Raw genomic sequence first — 16,222 nt, forward strand, 5'->3', positions numbered from 1 at the left:
ACGCCTTCATGAAGTTCTCCAACGGATACTGGCTGACACGCGAGAATGTCACCATCATTCGCCCCAGCGAGGTGCACGACGTCAGCATCGCCGCTGACCGTCACTCAATGCGCGTATTCGCTCCGACACGCCCTATCAGCTCGCGCGGCGACACGCTCAACACTCCTGTGCTCACAGTCACCTTCGACGCCCCGGCAGCCGATGTCATCGGTGTGCGGATCACTCATCATGGCGGCAGTCCGGTGCCGGCTCCCACCTTTCCCCTCGTGGAAGGCAGCGACGTCGACGCTGAGGTGACGAGGTCCAGCGACGGAGCCTCCGTGACCTTGCGCTCGGGACGGCTTGAGGCTCGGGTCCTCCTTCATGGCCCCTGGCAGGTTGAGTACTTCTGGGACGGGCGGCTCCTGACCGCCTCCACAGGACGCTCCATCGGGTATGCCCGTGTGGCCCCGGGTCAAGCTCCCGTCAGCAAGGGGTATGACAACGGTGCTCAACCGCCAGAGACTCATCTTTCCTCCGGTGGTCCCTTCGTGTACGAGCAGCTGAGTCTCAGCCCTGGTGAGCGTCTTTACGGCCTCGGCGAGCGTTTTGGCGCGTTTGTCAGGAACGGCCAGACAGTTGACATCTGGAACGCTGACGGGGGGACCAGCTCCGAGCAGGCCTACAAGAACATTCCCTTCCTCCTGTCCTCACAGGGTTACGGGGTCCTGGTAGATGATGCTGGACCAGTCTCCTTCGAGATCGGCTCCGAGAACGTCTCCGCCACCCAGTTCTCCGTCCCGGGCGAGACGCTGCGGTACGAGGTCTACGGCGGCGGGGAGCCGCTTGAGGTGCTTGACCGGTACACCAAGCGGTCCGGGCGCCCGGCGACGCTCCCCGGCTGGTCCTTCGGACTGTGGCTGTCGACCTCCTTCACCACGAGCTACGACGAGGACACAGTCCTGTCCTTCGTCGACGGCATGGCGGCGCGAGGCATCCCACTGACCGTCTTCCACTTCGACTGCTTCTGGATGCGAGGGTTCCACTGGTCCGATTTCGAGTGGGATCCCGAGACCTTCCCAGACCCTCGTGGTCTCATCGCCAAGCTGCATGCCCGGGGTCTGCGCGTGTGCACCTGGATCAATCCCTATATCGCCGAGAGGTCCCGGCTCTTCAACGAGGCCGCAGAGCGAGGTTTCCTGCTGCGCCGCACTGATGGCGGCGTCTGGCAGACGGACTTGTGGCAGGCCGGCATGGGACTTGTGGACTTCACCAACCCGGATGCAACTGAGTGGTTCACCAGCAAGCTGGAGCAGCTGCTCGACGACGGCGTCGACTGCTTCAAGACAGACTTCGGCGAACGCGTTCCGGTGGACAGCGTGACGTGGGACGCCGGCTCGGACCCGCTCCGCGAGCACAACTTCTACACACGCCGATACAACGAGGCCGTGTTCCGCCTGCTTGAGCGCCGACGAGGTGTCGGTGAGGCAGTTCTGTTCGCGCGCTCCGCCACCACCGGCAGCCAGGCGTTTCCGGTCCACTGGGGTGGTGACTGTGAGTCCACCTACTCCGCGATGGCGCAGTCCCTGCGCGGCGGGCTGTCGCTGGCCTGCTCGGGATTCGGTTACTGGAGCCATGACATCGGCGGTTTCGAGGGCACCCCGGATCCGCTGCTCTTCAAGAGATGGATCGCCTTCGGCCTGCTGAGCTCTCACTCGAGGCTGCACGGCTCGAACTCCTACCGCGTCCCCTGGCTCTTCGACGAGGAGAGCGTCGATGTCATGCGGGAGTTCACGCTGCTCAAGGAGCAGCTGCGTCCGTACCTGCTCAACACCGCCGAAGCCGCCCATGCGCACGGTCACCCCATGATGCGCCCCATGTTCATGCAGTTCCCGCGGGACCCCGGCGCCCGCGACCTCGATCTGCAGTACATGCTCGGCCCAGATCTGCTGGTAGCACCCGTGTTCCGCCCCGACGGCTCGGTCGACGTCTACCTGCCTCAGGGAGTGTGGCGCCACCTCATCGACGGCGAGGTCATCGACTGCACGGATGGAGGGCGCTTCGTCAACCGTGTCTACGACGTGCACTCCCTCGGACTCTTCGCCCGTGAGGGCTCCACCCCCATCTCCTTGGTCCAGGCGGCGAGGAGCACCACGTGAACCCGTTCGACCCCGGGCACCTTCTGTACGGAGGGGACTGGAACCCCGACCAGTGGCCGCGTGAGGTGTGGCTCGAGGATGTGTCCCTCATGCGCAAGGCCCACGTGAACACGGTCACCGTCTGCCCGTTCTCCTGGTCCTCCATGGAGCCCAGTGAGGGCCACTACGAGCTGGCCTGGCTGGACGACGCTATCGAGCTGCTCGCGGGCGCGGACATCGGTTTCCTCCTCGCAACACCCACCGCCTCTCCCCCGCCCTGGTTCACCCTGGCGCACCCCGACGCGCTGGCCACCACTGCGGATGGCGTCCAGCTGCACCACGGCTCACGCGACACCTACGCCATCGCCGCCCCGGCCTACCGCGAGGCGTGCCGCCGCATCGCCCGGTTGCTGGCCGAGCGCTACGGGAAGCACCCGGCGCTGCGGGGGTGGCACGTGCACAATGAGTACGGGACCATTGACTACGGCCCACATGCCGAGCGGGGCTTCCGCCGCTGGCTCAAGAGCAGGTACGGCACCCTTGACGATCTCAACAGTGCCTGGGGCACCAGCTTCTGGTCGCAGCGCTACGGCTCCTGGGACGAGGTCCTACCGCCCGTGGCCACACAGTATCTTCCCAATCCTGGTCTGGTCCTGGATTTCCGGCGGTACTCGTCCGACGAGATGCTCAGCGCCTGCCTGGAGCAGGTCGCGCAGATTCGAGCCGCGGGGTCGACGGTCCCAGTGACCACCAACTTCATGCTCCCGGAGTGGAACAACCTCGAGCAGTGGTCCTGGGCCAAGAACCTGGACGTCATCTCCCTCGACCACTACCTGGACTCCACCACTGATGAGGCTGAGGCGCACGTCGCCTACGGATCCGACCTGGCACGTTCCTGGGGCAATGGCCCGTGGATCCTCATGGAGCAGAACGCCACGCAGATCAAGCTGCGCGGAAGAGCCCTGCCCAAGGCCCCTGAGCGCACGATCCGGGACAGCCTGGGGTACGTCGCACGAGGCTCGCAGTCATGCATGTTCTTTCAGTGGCGAGCGTCGACCGCCGGCGCCGAGCAGTGGCACTCGGGGATGCTGCCTCACACCGGGGCTGACACCGAGGGCTATCGCACGATCGTGCGGCTGGGCGAGATCCTGGAACGGTTGGACGAGGTGCACCTGCCGCCCTCAGAGGGTCCGATTGTCCACGCCGACGTCGCGATCGTGTGGCACGCGGACGGGTGGTGGGCGCTTGAGACCCCCGATCTGCCAAGTGCCGACATCACCTATCGGGAGGAGCTGCGCGCAACCCACCGTGCGCTGCGCAGCCTCGGGGTCACGACCGACTTCGTGGCTCCCGGAGCCCCGCTCGACTCCTACCGCCTGCTGGTCATCCCCTGCTTGTACCCCATGGACGAGCAGAGCGCCGCGTGGGTCTCCTCCTTCGCAGAGGCCGGTGGGACCGTCGCAGCCACCTATCTCAGCGGTCTGGCCGACTCAAGCATGCGTGTCCTTTCTGGGGGTTATCCGGGCCGGCTACGCGATCTCCTGGGCGCCTTCTCCGAGGCGTTGTGTCCTGTCGAGCCGGGGGTGCGGCATATGCTGCTCGGAGCCCAGGGAGCGGCGCTTGAGGCCGTGGACTGGACGGAGCGGATGCACCTGACGCACGCGCGACCCGTGTACTCGTACACGGACGGCCCACTCGCTGGCTTGCCAGCGGTCACCCGGGCAGCCGCCGGCAGCGGGAGCGCCTGGTACGTATCCGCGCGCCTGACAGACGCCTCGAGACAGGAGCTCTGGAGCCTCATCCTCAGGGACGCCCGAGTTGAGCCCACTGTCGTCGGCGCTGCGTCCCTAGGTGTCGAGGCAGTGCTGCGCCGTTCCCGCGACGCCGACTTCCTCTTCCTCATGCACGACGGGGACGTCGACGTCGACATTGCCGCGCCCGGTGTCGACCTAGTGAGCGGCCGGGACTTCTCAGCCGGCGACCTGCTCCCCGCCGGAGGCTGCGCCGTCATCCGTCTCCAGCCCGGCACCCTCAGCGCCGTGTCGCTGACCGCGCACGAGCCGCATGACGGTCCCGGTCTCTGCCCGACCGAGCTCAACAAGGAGCAGCACCATGGACACTGATGCCGACCTCACCCCAGCACCTCTCGCAGCAGCTGGCGCTGTGCAGCAGGAGGAGGCATCGGAGCACGAGTACATCTGGCCGACGGACCCGCTGATCAGCCGGAGCCTCGAGCACTGGCGAGACCTCAAGGTCGGCGTGACATCCACTGGGGTATCTACACCGCCATCGGGCAAGGGGGTTCCTGGTCCCTGCACCGCGAGGACCTCGGCTGGTTCACCGACCCACCAGCGTCGTGGCACGGGACAGACGCGGAGTACCACACCTGGTACTACGACCAGGCACGATCCTTCACCGGTGAGGACTTCGACGCACAAGAGTGGGCACGTGCCTGCGCGGCGGCCGGGATGCGGTACTGCGTGTTCACCACAAAGCACCACGATGGCTTCTGCATGTACGACTCGGCCTACACCAATCTGAAGAGCACCTCCGAGTCATCCGGTCTAGGCCGCGACGTGCTTCGGGAGGTCGCTGACGCCTTTCGTAGCAACGGCTTGGAGATGGGCGCCTACTTCTCCAAGGCGGACTGGTCCCGGCCGGAGTACTGGAACCGGTCCCTGCCGATCAGCGACCGGTTCCACAACTACAGCATTGGTTCCCGTCCCCGGGCATGGAGCCGGTTTGTGGAGTTCACGCGCGACCAGATCGAGGAGATCCTGGTCGGCTACGGTCCGTTCTCCGTCCTCTGGCTCGACGGCGGGTGGGTTCGTGAGCCGCAGGAGCCGATCGACATTGATGGGATAGCGCACGTGGCGAGGCTGGTGCAGCCAGACATCCTCGTGGTTGATCGAGAGGCTCCCGGCCCGCACCAGAACTACCTCACCCCGGAGCAGCAGGTTCCGTCCGCACCGCTGCCGGTCCCCTGGGAGGCGTGCATCTCCCTCACCAAGGAGTGGTGTGCGATGCGCCCGGACGACCCGGCTAAGTCCACGGCCGAGACGATCGGCAATCTGGTGAGAATCGTCGCCGGGGGTGGAAACTACCTGATCGGGATCGGACCTGACGCGCGAGGCAGGATGGTCCCCTCCGTCAGGCAGTTCCTCCAGGATCTCAGCGAGTGGATGCGCGTGTGCGGGGAGGGTATCTACTCCACGCGGCCGCCCGAGAACCCGCCCTTGATCTCGTCCGGAGATGACCTGACCTGGCACCTCACGGAACGCGACGGCGTCCTGTTTGCCTTCGGTCTGTCCGGCGCGGACGAGGTGCATGCCTCGGTGCTGCGTGTCGGCGCCGAGCTCAGCGAGGTCACTATGCTCGGCGGCGGCTCGTTGCCGTTCCACAAGGACGGCAGCATGACCGTCATCATGGTCCCGCCATCCGCGACGCGTTGGGCGACGTGCCTGCGGATGACTGTGGCATGAGTACCGAGGCCTAGGAGACAGCGCGTGGATCCTGCAGAGAACCGCACTGTGCGGGGGCTTTCGACCTTCTTCTCGCTGGTGGCGCTCAATCTCATCTACGTTCTCACGTGCGCCCCGGTGATCACCATCGGAGCCGCAACGAGCGCACTCACCGAGACGATGAACGCGGTGCGGGCAGACCCAGACACAGACATGCTGCGCACGTATGTGGGCGCGCTCAAGGCGGACAAGGTACGTGGAACAGTCGTCTTCTGGCCTCTCTGCCTGGCCACTGTGCTGGCGGTGTTCGTCAGCCGCTTCTGGTGGTCCGTCGGTGGGACAGTGGGAGTGGTCTCCTCTGCCCTGGCGTCGTTGATGGCCCTGTACCTCTCCGCGAGCACGGTCCACAGCATGCTCCTGGTCGCCAGTCGACAGGCCCCTGCGCTCAGAACGATCCGCAACGCCCTGCTGCTTCCAGCTGTCTCCCCCGGCCGCGCCCTGCTGCTGGTGCTGGTACCAGTGACGGAAGCCGCCATGGTGATGGCCGTACCCCCTTCGCTCGTGCTGCTCCTGACGGTGGGCCTGGCGATCGGCGCCCTGCTCCAGGTGGTCATCGCCGCGCCGCTGTACGCGCGCCTGTCCTAGACCCGATCGGCTAGGTGAGATCGCAAGACAATTGTCGAAGCGCATCGATTATAATGGTTGACCAAGACGCTTCACACAAGTACGCTTGCTGACCGTAGAGAGTTGACAGTCCCTACGATATGGGCGTATCGGAAGCATCTGCCGCCACCTGCAAGGACGCAGCAACACATCCTCATGTCATCGAATCGCTACGATAGATAAGGAGTGGTCATGGCACTGCCGCCAGTACCGGCATCCGTCGTCGCGGCCAAGGGGAGTGGAAGGCGCACCCGCCGCCGCACTCATCCCGATAAGTCACAGCGTCATCGTCCGAAGTCGTTCAGGCTCTTCCTGTCGATCTTGCCCTTCCTGGTCCTGGTCCTGCTCTTCAGCTACCTGCCGCTCCTCGGCTGGGTGTACTCGCTGTTCGACTTCAGGCCCGCCCGCGGTCTGACCAACTCCGAGTTCGTGGGGCTCCAGTGGTTCCGCATGCTGGTGCAGTCCCCCACCCAGGTGCAGCAGATCCTGCGGGTGCTCGCCAACACGCTGGGGATGAGCTTCCTCGGCATCGCGACGTCGCTGCTTCCCCTCGGATTCGCCGTGCTGCTCAACGAGATCCAGGCCAAGCGGTTCAGGAACCTCGTCCAGACCTTGACGACGCTCCCGAACTTCATCTCATGGGTTCTCGTCTACATGATCGCTTTCGCGCTGTTCTCGTCGACCGGAATGGTGAACTCGACCATGCTGTCGCTCGGGCTCATCGATGTCCCGATGAAGTTCCTGGACTCCGAGTCTCATGTCTGGCTCAAGATGACCGCCTGGGGACTGTGGAAAGGCCTCGGCTGGGGCTCAATCATGTACCTCGCAGCCATCTCAGGAATCGACCAGGCCCTCTACGAGTCGGCCAAGGTAGACGGCGCAGGCAGGTTCAGGACCATGTGGTCCATCACCATCCCGCAGCTGCTGCCAACCTACTTCGTGCTGCTCATGCTCTCCATCGCAAGCATCCTCAACAACGGCATGGAGCAGTACTACGTGTTCCAGAACGCCTTCAACAAGGAGCACATCGAGGTCCTGGACCTGTACGTCTACAACGTCGGCATGGGCGGCAACAACCTGTCCCTCGCGACCGCGATCAGCATGCTCAAGTCCATCGTGTCCGTCGTGCTCCTCCTGTCAGTCAACAGCCTCTCGAAGCGCCTGCGCGGGACTTCGCTGATCTGAGCAAGGGAGTGAGGGACATGACCAAGTCCAGACGGTCCACCGCCGCGCAGTCTCGCCGCATGAGGCGAACCCGTGGAGACGTGGCCTTCCACATCGTCAACTACACCGGCGCCGCGCTGCTCGCCTTCATCTGTGGGTACCCCTTCTACTACCTCATCATCAACTCGATCAGCGCCAACAACATCGCCGCGCTCGGTGATGTGCGTTGGTTGCCAGAGGGCGTCCACCTCAGCAACTACGCCAACGTGTTCCAGCTGAGCGGGCTCTCACAGGCCGCTGCGGTCTCCGTGGCCCGCACAGTCATTGGGACCGTCTGCACCGTCCTGGCCTCGGCGTACCTGGGATTCATGTTCACTCAGGAGCGTCTGTGGAAGCGCGCCCTGTGGTACCGGCTCGTTGTCATCACGATGTACTTCAACGCCGGCATCATCCCCATCTTCATCGTGATGCACACACTCGGCCTCACCAACAACTTCCTTGTGTACATCCTCCCGGCGATCGTCCAGCCCTTCAACATCATTCTGATGAAGACCTACGTCGAGTCCATGCCTCACGAGCTTCAGGAGGCAGCCGAGGTCGACGGCGCCAGCACCCTGCAGGTGTTCACCCGCATCATGCTGCCGAATATGACGCCAATCCTGGCTACAGTGGCGATCTTCTCAGCGGTGGCGCAGTGGAACAGCTTCCAGGACACCCTGATGTACATCACGGACAAGAGCCTCTACACCCTGCAGTACCTGCTGTACACCTATATCAACCAGGCGGACAGCCTCGCCCAGATCGCTCAGCAGTCCGGCGGAGACCTCGGTTCCGTCGCGGCCGCGGCAACTGCCCAGACGGCCACCTCGATCAGAACCACCGTCGCCGTCGTCGTCGTGCTCCCGATTCTCTTCATCTACCCGATGTTCCAGCGGTACTTCGTCAAGGGCATCATGCTCGGCGCCGTCAAGGGATGACCACCAGCTCGCCCACCTGTTCCACCACCCACGACTCGTCACAACCATCAAAGGAGATGCACATGGCCACCTCTTTCTCTCGTCGGTCACTGCTCATCGGGGCAAGCGCAGCATTCGGTCTGCTCACACTGGGCGCATGCGGCAGGGGCTCCTCGTCAGGATCGTCGTTCAGCAGCGCTGATGCCACCGCATTCCCCACCGCGTGGTCCGACTCGGTCAAGTTCGAGGTCTTCGACGCCCTGGCGAACCAGGCCGGAGAGCAGCCCGGATGGTTCGGGAAAATGGTCTCGGACCGCTACGGCCTGACCCTCAACCTCGTCTCGCCCAACGTCGCCGGCGGCGGCGACACCCTGTACAACACGCGTGTCACCGCAGGCAACCTCGGCGACATCGTGGTGGTCGGTGTTGGCAAGCAGATGAACGAGCTGATCGACGGCGGTCTGCTCATGGACTTCACACCGGTTTACGGCGCCATGAAGAACGTCGCGCGCTTCGACTCTGCGATCCAGAAGCTCAATGAGGGCAAGGACGGCCTGTACGCCCTGCCGACACAGATCTCGACGCTCAAGCCGACGGAGCCCAGCGAGGGCATTGACCCGACATTCGGACCTTTCTTGCGCTGGGACCTGTACAAGCAGATCGGCTACCCGGAGATCCCGACGCTCGAGGACCTGCTTCCCATCCTGCAGAAGATGCAGGAGGCCCAGCCCACCGCGGACAATGGCAAGAAGACCTACGCCCTGTCCCTGTTCAAGGACTGGGACGGCAACATGATGAACAACGCCAAGCAGCCGGTGTGCTACTACGGCTACGACGAGCTCGGCTTCGTGCTCGCCAAAGCCGACGGCTCAGACTTCCAGGGCATCCTCGATGACAACGGGCAGTACCACCGGGTGCTCAAGTGGTTCTTCGACGCGAACCAGCTCGGCATCGTCGACCCGGACTCCACGACCCAGAACTACGACACGCTGTTCTCCAAGATGCAGGCGGGCCAGGTCCTCTTCTCGTTCTGGCCCTGGCAGGGGCAGTCCGCCTACAACACCGAGGAGCACATGGCGGAGGGCAAGGGCTTCGAGATCGCACCGCTGGCAGACATGAAGGTCTTCTCCTTCGGTGCCCCGGCGGTTGGGGGCCTGCAGATCATCGCCATCGGCTCCCAGGTCAGCGACCCGGACCGCGCCGCGGCCTTCCTCGACTGGCTCTACAGCCCGGAGGGCGTGTCCTGCAACTCCAGCCAGACGATGGGCGCCGCCGGCCCACAGGGGCTCACCTGGGAGATCAATGCTGAGGGCAAGCCCGAGCTCACGGACTTCGGCCGCACAGCGCTGCTCGGCGAGGACGCAGACGTACCCGGCGAGTGGGGAACTGGCACCTACAAGGAAGGTGCCTCCTGGCTCAACGTCACGACAGTGCTAGGCAGCGACACCAATCCCGAGACCGGGTACACCTACAACTACAAGATGTGGGAGACCTACCAGGAGACCACCGCGAACCCGCTCACCGAGGACTGGTCCGCCAGGATGGGCGGCGCGACGACGACGATGCAGTACCTGCAGGACAACGACATGCTGGCGGTCGCCCCGGGTGCGAGCTACGTCGCCCCCGACGATGACTCACAGATCGAGTCTCTGCGCAACCAGGTGCAGTCCGTCATCGTTGAAAGCTCCTGGAAGATGGCGTTCGCCAGCGACGAGGCAACGTTCAACTCCTTGTGGGACGACCTCAAGACCACTGCCGACGGACTTGGCTACCAGGACGTTCTCGCGGTTGACATGGCGAATGCGAAGGACCAGCAGACGGCGCGCGAGGAGATCGTGGCGCAGTTCGGCTGAGCCTCTTTCTCACACCCGCCCCGGGTGCTTGTCCGGTCACGTCACCGGGACAGGCACCCGGGGTGCTGTGCGGTATGACTCCGCCTGTCACAGTGAGATGCGTCTGTCACCCCGGGGCCCAGTACGCCCAGACGGCCCGCCGCTGGGGCGGTGCCCACCCGGTGTCGGGGGTGCCGACCTCCCCCGTGGCGGCGCTGACGACGAGCGCCGCCAGCCCCGGCTCGTCCCGCTCGGCGCAGTCGTGCTCGAGCATGTGCAGCAGCGGCCCCATGTGCCGGGGCAGGACGAGTCCTCCGATGGCCTCCGACAGCTCGCCGTAGGTCAGCACGTCCCTCTCCCGCGCCGCCTCGATGAGCGCCGAGCGGGCGCGTGCGGTGGCGAGCGCGAGCCTGGGCGTGAGCGTGTGCTGGCGCTGCCCCACCGGGTACCTCTCGCCGACGACGAGCGCGAGCCCAAGGTCCTCCGGGTCCTCCCCGGCCGCCCGTGCCGGGTGCACGTCCTGCCCTGTCATGGACGCAGCCTACGCAGGGGCGCACCGGCGTCCTGGGACCCGGCAGGCTCCTGGCACACTGGGCCCATGAGCAGTCAGTCCCTCCCCGTCATCGCTGTGCGCGGCGAGATCAAGCTCGGCCAGTTCCTCAAGCTCGCGGGCCTGGTGGAGGACGGCGCTGAGGCGCGCGTGGCCGTCCAGTCCGGTGACGTCCTCGTCAACGGCGAGCCCGAGAGCCGCCGTGGCCACCGCCTGGCGGACGGCGACATCGTCGTCGTGGACCTGCCGGCCGGCGAGGCCGGTGCCGTCGTCCGCCTCGTTGCCGAGGCCTGAGGCTCCTCCTCTGGACTCCGATCTGAAGGCTCAGGCCTCACCCGAGTGGGACCGGGCGCACCACAGGTGAGGACCAGAGCTCCCGTCCCGGGCTCCACAGGCCGCGCTCCCGTCAGGCAGCCTCCTGCTTGCCCACAAAAGCAGGTAGCCGGTCAGTCGCAGCGTCGCCGTGCTCCACCAGCGCCCATCGGCACTGGCTCTCGCCCAGCAGGCAGCAGCCCTCGTGCACGGCCTCGCCTGCCCCGACCAGGAGCCCGACATCCCTGTCGTCATGCCGGCTCACCCACGCTCCGGCCCCGTGCCGCTTCCCCGGCTGCGCTACGGCTCGAGCCGGGAGCGTCATCCAGGCGCGAAGGCCTCGGTCGTACCACGGTCCATCCGCCTGTCCCCCGAGGACGTCGCCACGGTCAACGGCCTGCCGGTCATGACCCCCGAGCGCACGATCCTCGACTGCGCGCTCACGCTCCCCGTCAGGCAGTCCGTGTGCGTCATCGACCCCGCCATGCGTGCGCAGTGCCTACCGGACAAGCACAACCGGGTCTGTGAAGGTGCCGGCCCGGAGCACCTCAGGACCCTCCTGCTCGCCAGGCTCGAGGCACTGGGCACGCGCAGAGGCATCCGGCGGGCACGAGCCGCCATCGCCCTCGCCAGCCCGTGGTCCGAGTCCCCTGGGGAGAGCGTGCTGCGGTGGCCCGTCGCCTGCAGTCCGTTCTGCAGACGGCGACCTCGCTCCGCAGGCCCCGTGACCTGTGGGCATGAGCCCTGCGCCCTCACGCAGCGTCCACCTCTCCAGGCCATCAGCCGGAAGCGGGCGGGCCCCAGCAAGAAGCGGGCGGGCCCGCCAGGGCTCTCAGCGCGACAGGCAGGCCGGGCCGAGCAGCGCCTTGATGTCCGAGTAGAAGGCCTGGCTGGCCTCCACCCGCAGGGAGGAGTCCAGCTGCGTGCGCACCTCGCGCCCCGGGCTTGTGAGCGTCAGCCGCACCGGGCTCTCCCCCGGGTGCTTCTCCAGCACCGTGCGGAACCTCTCCACCAGCGGCCCCGTGCAGCGGTTGGTCGGCAGCGTGATCGTCACGGCGGCGTGCGAGGCGCTGGAGACGTCCGGGATCGTCAGCTCCTGCGCGTACAGGGCCACCTGGCCATCGCGCCGGTTGAGCTTGCCACGGACCGTCACGACGGTGTCCGGCGCCAGCATGGTCGAGACCGTCTGGTAGGTCGCCGGGAAGAACAGGCACTCCACGCTTCCGCCCAGGTCCTCCACCTGGACGATCGCCCAGAGGTTGCCCTGCTTCGTCGTCTTGCGCTGCAGGGAGGTGATGAGGCCGGCGACCGTCACCATGGCGCCGTCGGGCCTCTCCTCGTTGGCGATGAGGTCGGCGATCTCCGTGTCCGCGAGCTTGCCCAGCAGCCCCTCCAGGCCCAGCAGCGGGTGGTCGGAGACGTACAGCCCCAGCATGTCGCGCTCGTAGGCGAGCTTGTCCTTCTTGTCCCACTCGGGCAGGTCCGGGACCTCCGAGGAGAAGACCGGCCCCGAGGAGAAGGGGTCCTGCCCGCCGTCGTCGCCACCCATGAGGGAGGCGAAGAGGTCGAACTGCCCGGCCGCCTCATTGCGCTTGACGCCGATGATCTCGTCGACGAAGTCCTCGTGGCAGGCCTGCAGGGCCCGGCGCGACTTGCCCAGCGAGTCGAAGGCGCCGGCCTTGATGAGGGAGTCGATGGTGCGCTTGTTGCACACCACGGCGGGGACCTTGTCGAGGAAGTCCTCGAAGGACGTGAAGGACCCCTTGTCCGTGCGCGCCTCGACGATCCCGGCGACGACGTTCGCGCCGACGTTGCGCACCGCCCCCATGCCGAAGCGGATGTCCTCCCCGACGGCGGAGAACTGGGCGCGGGAGGCGTTGACGTCCGGGGCGAGGACGCGGATGCCCATGTGCCGGCACTCGCCCAGGTACACGGCGAGCTTGTCCTTGTTGTCCTTCGCGCTGGTGAGCAGGGCCGCCATGTACTCGGTCGGGTAGTGGGCCTTGAGGTAGGCGGTCCAGTACGTGACGACGCCGTAGGCCGCCGAGTGCGCCTTGTTGAAGGCATACTTGGCGAAGGGCACCACGACGTCCCACAGGGCCTTGACCGACTCCTTGGAGAAGCCGTTGGAGACCATGCCGGCCTCGAACTCGACGTACATCTTCTCCAGGATGTCCATCTTCTTCTTGCCCATGGCCTTGCGCAGGGCGTCGGCCTTGCCCATCGTGAAGCCCGCCAGGTCGGTGGCGATCTTCATCACCTGCTCCTGGTAGACGATGAGGCCGTAGGTGTTGCCCAGGATCGGCTCGAGGGTGTCCTTGAGCTCGGGGTGGATGGGGACGATCTCCTGCTGGCCGTTCTTGCGCAGCGCGTAGTTCGTGTGGGACTCCGCGCCCATGGGGCCGGGCCGGTAGAGGGCGCCGACGGCGGAGATGTCCTCGAAGTTGTCGGGGCGCATGAGGCGCAGGAGGGTGCGCATGCCGCCGCCGTCGAGCTGGAAGACGCCCAGGGTCTCGCCGCGCGAGAGGAGCTGGTAGGTCTCGGCGTCGTCGAGGGGGATGTGGTCGATGTCCAGCGGCTCCTTGCCGTTGGCGACGATGTTCTCCAGGGCGTCGGAGATGACCGTGAGGTTGCGCAGGCCCAGGAAGTCCATCTTGAGCAGGCCCAGGTGCTCGCAGGTCGGGTAGTCGAACTGGGTGATGTAGGCGCCGTCCTGGAGGCGCTGCATCATGGGGATGACGTCGGTGAGCGTCCGGGAGGACATGATGACGGCGCAGGCGTGCACGCCCCACTGACGGGTGACGCCCTCGAGCCCCTGGGCGAGGTCGACGATCTTCTGGGCGTCGGGGTCGCCGGCGTGCAGGTCGCGGAACTCCTGGGCCTCGCCGTAGCGCTCGTCCTCGGGGTTGAAGATGCCCTTGATGGTGATGTCCTTGCCCATGATGGTGGGCGGCATCGCCTTGGTGAGCTTGTCGCCGACGGCGTAGGGGTAGCCCATGACTCGGCTGGCGTCCTTGAGGGACTGCTTGGCCTTGATGACGCCGTAGGTGACGACCTGGCTGACCTTGTCCGAGCCGTACTTGTCCTTGACGTACTCGATGACCTCCTCGCGCCTGCGCTCGTCGAAGTCGACGTCGATGTCGGGCATGGAGATGCGCTCGGGGTTGAGGAAGCGCTCGAAGATGAGGCCGTGCGAGAGCGGGTCGAGCTCGGTGATGCCCATGGCGTAGGCGACGATGGAGCCGGCGCCGGAGCCGCGGCCGGGCCCGACGCGGATACCGCGGTTCTTTGCCCAGTTGATGTAGTCGGCGACGACGAGGAAGTAGCCGGGGAAGCCCATCTGGACGATGACGCCGATCTCGTACTCGGCCTGGCGGCGCCGGTCCTCAGGGATGTCGCCGTGGTAGCGGCGCTCCATGCCGCGCCAGCACTCCTTGACGAACCACGAGTCCATGGTCTCGCCCTCGGGCACCGGGAAGACGGGCATGAAGGAGGCGCCCTCGTCGATGGTCTGGAAGGTCACGTCGCACTGCTCGGCCACCAGCAGGGTGTTGTCGCAGGCCTCGGGCATCTCCTTGAACAGCTCGCGCATCTCCCGGCCGGGGCGCAGGTAGTAGGTGGGCCCGCCGTCGAACTTGAATCGGTCCGGGTCCGACAGGACGGAGCCGGAGTTGATGCACAGCATCGCGTCCTGGATGGCGGCGTCCTCGGGGCGCACGTAGTGGGAGTCGTTGGTGGCGATGAGCGGGGCGCCGAGCTCCTTCGACAGGCGCAGGAGGTCCTTGGTGACCCGGGTCTCGATCTCGAGCCCGTGGTCCATGAGCTCGACGTAGAAGCAGTCCTTGCCGAAGATGTCCTGCATCTCCCCGGCGCAGCGGCGGGCCTCGTCCCACTGCCCCAGGCGCAGGCGGGTCTGGACCTCGCTGGAGGGACAGCCGGTGGAGCCGATGAGGCCGGCGGCGTAGCGCGACAGGAGCTCGCGGTCCATGCGGGGGGCCTTGCCCCACTGGCCCTCGAGGGAGGCGTAGGAGTCCAGGCGCATGAGGTTGTGCAAGCCCTCGTCGTTGCGGGCCAGCAGTGTCAGGTGCGTGTAGGAGCCGCGGGCCGAGACGTCGTCGGAGCGCTGGGACTCGTCGCCCCAGAAGACGCGGGTCTTGTCGAAGCGGCTCGTGCCCGGGGTCATGTAGGCCTCGACGCCGATGATCGGCTTGATGCCGGCCTTCTTGGCCGCCGCGTAGAACTCGTAGGCGCCGAACATGTAGCCGTGGTCGGTGATGGCCAGGGCGCGCTGGCCCAGGCGCTTGGCCTCGGCGATGTAGTCCTTGATCTTCCCGGCACCGTCGAGCATCGAGTAGTCCGTGTGGACGTGCAGGTGGACGAAGTCGTCCGTGGGGGCCCCGGTGCTCGTGTCCGTCATGGGGCTCATCCTAGGTGCGGGCACCGGCGCGCTCGATGCCCTCTCGGTCACGTCCGACGGCGGGGCCCGGGCCCGGTGACGGTGCGCGCCATGTCCCGGTGCCAGATCCCGGCGTCGAGGTAGCGCTCACCGCCGACGGCGCGGTAGCCGCAGCGCTCGTAGAAGCCCATGGCCTGCTCCTGGGCACTGAGCAGGACGCGCACCCCCGTCGTGCCGGGCGGTACGCCGACGGCGCCGGCCTGCTCGACGCCCAGCGCCACCCCGGCGTGCTCGAGGGCGATGGACTCGAGCACGGACACGAGCCGCGCCCCCAGGCCCGTGCCGCGGGCCACGCGGCGCACCGCGAGGCGTCCGAGGTGGACCTGGCCCGGGCGGGTGGGCTCGAGCAGGACCCGGCCGGCGCCCAGCGGGGTGCCGTCCGCCCCCTGGGCCAGGACGTGGAGGGTGGTCGCCTCGAAGTCCCGGGCGTCGATCTCCTCGACGAGGGGCACGGCCTGCTCGACGACGAAGACCTCCAGGCGCACGTCGGCCAGTCCCCGGCGCACCTCGTCCAGGGCGGGGTCGGCGTCGTCGCCGCGGGCGGTGGCGAAGGTGACCGGCTCGGCCACGGCGTCCGCCGTCGGGATGCTGAGGGCGGCCGGGCCGTCGTGGGGGCTCATCGGGGGTCCTTCCTTCCCTTCTCCGCCCAGAGGGCGGGCACGGTGGGGTCGAGCTCGTGCCGGCCGTTCCGTGCGCCGGCCCGGCGGGCGG

At 66.6% G+C, this 16,222-nt stretch carries 11 protein-coding genes; 8 read left to right on the forward strand and 3 right to left on the reverse strand.

Annotated features, from left to right (window positions below; genetic code table 11):
• Window positions 1-8: 8 nt before the first annotated feature.
• The 7 genes from yicI (at window position 9) to H6X67_RS08940 (ending at window position 10,214) form a co-directional block, all read left to right on the forward strand.
• The gene (gene yicI, locus H6X67_RS08910) at window positions 9-2,138 is read left to right on the forward strand and encodes an alpha-xylosidase (protein ID WP_249367617.1); all 2,130 of its coding nucleotides are present in this window, start codon (window positions 9-11) and stop codon (window positions 2,136-2,138) included.
• Window positions 2,135-4,240 carry a beta-galactosidase gene (locus H6X67_RS08915; protein WP_249367618.1) on the forward strand — a complete coding sequence of 702 codons (2,106 nt, stop codon included), beginning with the start codon at window positions 2,135-2,137 and terminating at the stop codon, window positions 4,238-4,240. Before yicI ends, H6X67_RS08915 begins: the two co-directional genes overlap by 4 nt.
• Window positions 4,241-4,429: 189 nt before the next feature.
• Window positions 4,430-5,599: an alpha-L-fucosidase gene (locus H6X67_RS08920; RefSeq protein WP_249367634.1), complete on the forward strand. Its 1,170-nt coding sequence runs from the start codon at window positions 4,430-4,432 to the stop codon at window positions 5,597-5,599.
• A gap of 24 nt (window positions 5,600-5,623) precedes the next feature.
• Window positions 5,624-6,223 (forward strand): DUF624 domain-containing protein, encoded by a 600-nt coding sequence (locus H6X67_RS08925; protein WP_249367619.1) that lies wholly within the window; start codon window positions 5,624-5,626, stop codon window positions 6,221-6,223.
• A gap of 339 nt (window positions 6,224-6,562) precedes the next feature.
• On the forward strand, window positions 6,563-7,426 hold the full coding sequence (locus tag H6X67_RS08930) for an ABC transporter permease (RefSeq protein ID WP_249367620.1): 864 nt from the start codon (window positions 6,563-6,565) through the stop codon (window positions 7,424-7,426).
• A gap of 59 nt (window positions 7,427-7,485) precedes the next feature.
• Window positions 7,486-8,382: a carbohydrate ABC transporter permease gene (locus tag H6X67_RS08935; RefSeq protein WP_249367621.1), complete on the forward strand. Its 897-nt coding sequence runs from the start codon at window positions 7,486-7,488 to the stop codon at window positions 8,380-8,382.
• A gap of 62 nt (window positions 8,383-8,444) precedes the next feature.
• Complete coding sequence (locus tag H6X67_RS08940; RefSeq protein WP_249367622.1) at window positions 8,445-10,214, forward strand: extracellular solute-binding protein; 1,770 nt, start codon at window positions 8,445-8,447, stop codon at window positions 10,212-10,214.
• A gap of 106 nt (window positions 10,215-10,320) precedes the next feature.
• Here the strand turns inward: H6X67_RS08940 and H6X67_RS08945 are convergent, their stop codons facing one another.
• Complete coding sequence (locus H6X67_RS08945; RefSeq protein ID WP_249367623.1) at window positions 10,321-10,725, reverse strand: hypothetical protein; 405 nt, start codon at window positions 10,723-10,725, stop codon at window positions 10,321-10,323.
• A gap of 66 nt (window positions 10,726-10,791) precedes the next feature.
• Here H6X67_RS08945 and H6X67_RS08950 point away from each other — a divergent pair, with 66 nt between their 5' ends.
• A complete protein-coding gene (locus H6X67_RS08950; RefSeq protein ID WP_249367624.1) occupies window positions 10,792-11,037 on the forward strand; it encodes an RNA-binding S4 domain-containing protein in 246 nt (81 codons plus the stop codon).
• Between the two features lie 850 nt (window positions 11,038-11,887).
• On the opposite strand, the gene dnaE is transcribed toward H6X67_RS08950, so the two are convergent.
• Both dnaE and H6X67_RS08960 read right to left on the reverse strand, forming a co-directional pair.
• Window positions 11,888-15,472, reverse strand: coding sequence for a DNA polymerase III subunit alpha (dnaE, locus tag H6X67_RS08955; protein WP_396121320.1), 3,585 nt, complete (start codon window positions 15,470-15,472; stop codon window positions 11,888-11,890).
• 47 nt (window positions 15,473-15,519) lie between these two features.
• Entirely contained in the window at window positions 15,520-16,131 is a 612-nt protein-coding gene (locus H6X67_RS08960) for a GNAT family N-acetyltransferase (protein ID WP_249367626.1), read from the reverse strand.
• Window positions 16,132-16,222: the final 91 nt, after the last annotated feature.

This window comes from Actinomyces sp. AC-20-1, assembly GCF_023369555.1.
Taxonomy (GTDB): Bacteria; Actinomycetota; Actinomycetes; order Actinomycetales; family Actinomycetaceae; genus Actinomyces.

What these genes read in the sequence shown, in the direction of transcription:
- dnaE (WP_396121320.1), bottom strand. Translation starts at nt 15,472, where the DNA reads ATGACGGACACGAGCACCGGGGCCCCCACGGACGACTTCGTCCACCTG.
- yicI (WP_249367617.1), top strand. Translation starts at nt 9, where the DNA reads ATGAAGTTCTCCAACGGATACTGGCTGACACGCGAGAATGTCACCATC.
- H6X67_RS08960 (WP_249367626.1), bottom strand. Translation starts at nt 16,131, where the DNA reads ATGAGCCCCCACGACGGCCCGGCCGCCCTCAGCATCCCGACGGCGGAC.
- H6X67_RS08945 (WP_249367623.1), bottom strand. Translation starts at nt 10,725, where the DNA reads ATGACAGGGCAGGACGTGCACCCGGCACGGGCGGCCGGGGAGGACCCG.
- H6X67_RS08940 (WP_249367622.1), top strand. Translation starts at nt 8,445, where the DNA reads ATGGCCACCTCTTTCTCTCGTCGGTCACTGCTCATCGGGGCAAGCGCA.
- H6X67_RS08950 (WP_249367624.1), top strand. Translation starts at nt 10,792, where the DNA reads ATGAGCAGTCAGTCCCTCCCCGTCATCGCTGTGCGCGGCGAGATCAAG.
- H6X67_RS08935 (WP_249367621.1), top strand. Translation starts at nt 7,486, where the DNA reads ATGAGGCGAACCCGTGGAGACGTGGCCTTCCACATCGTCAACTACACC.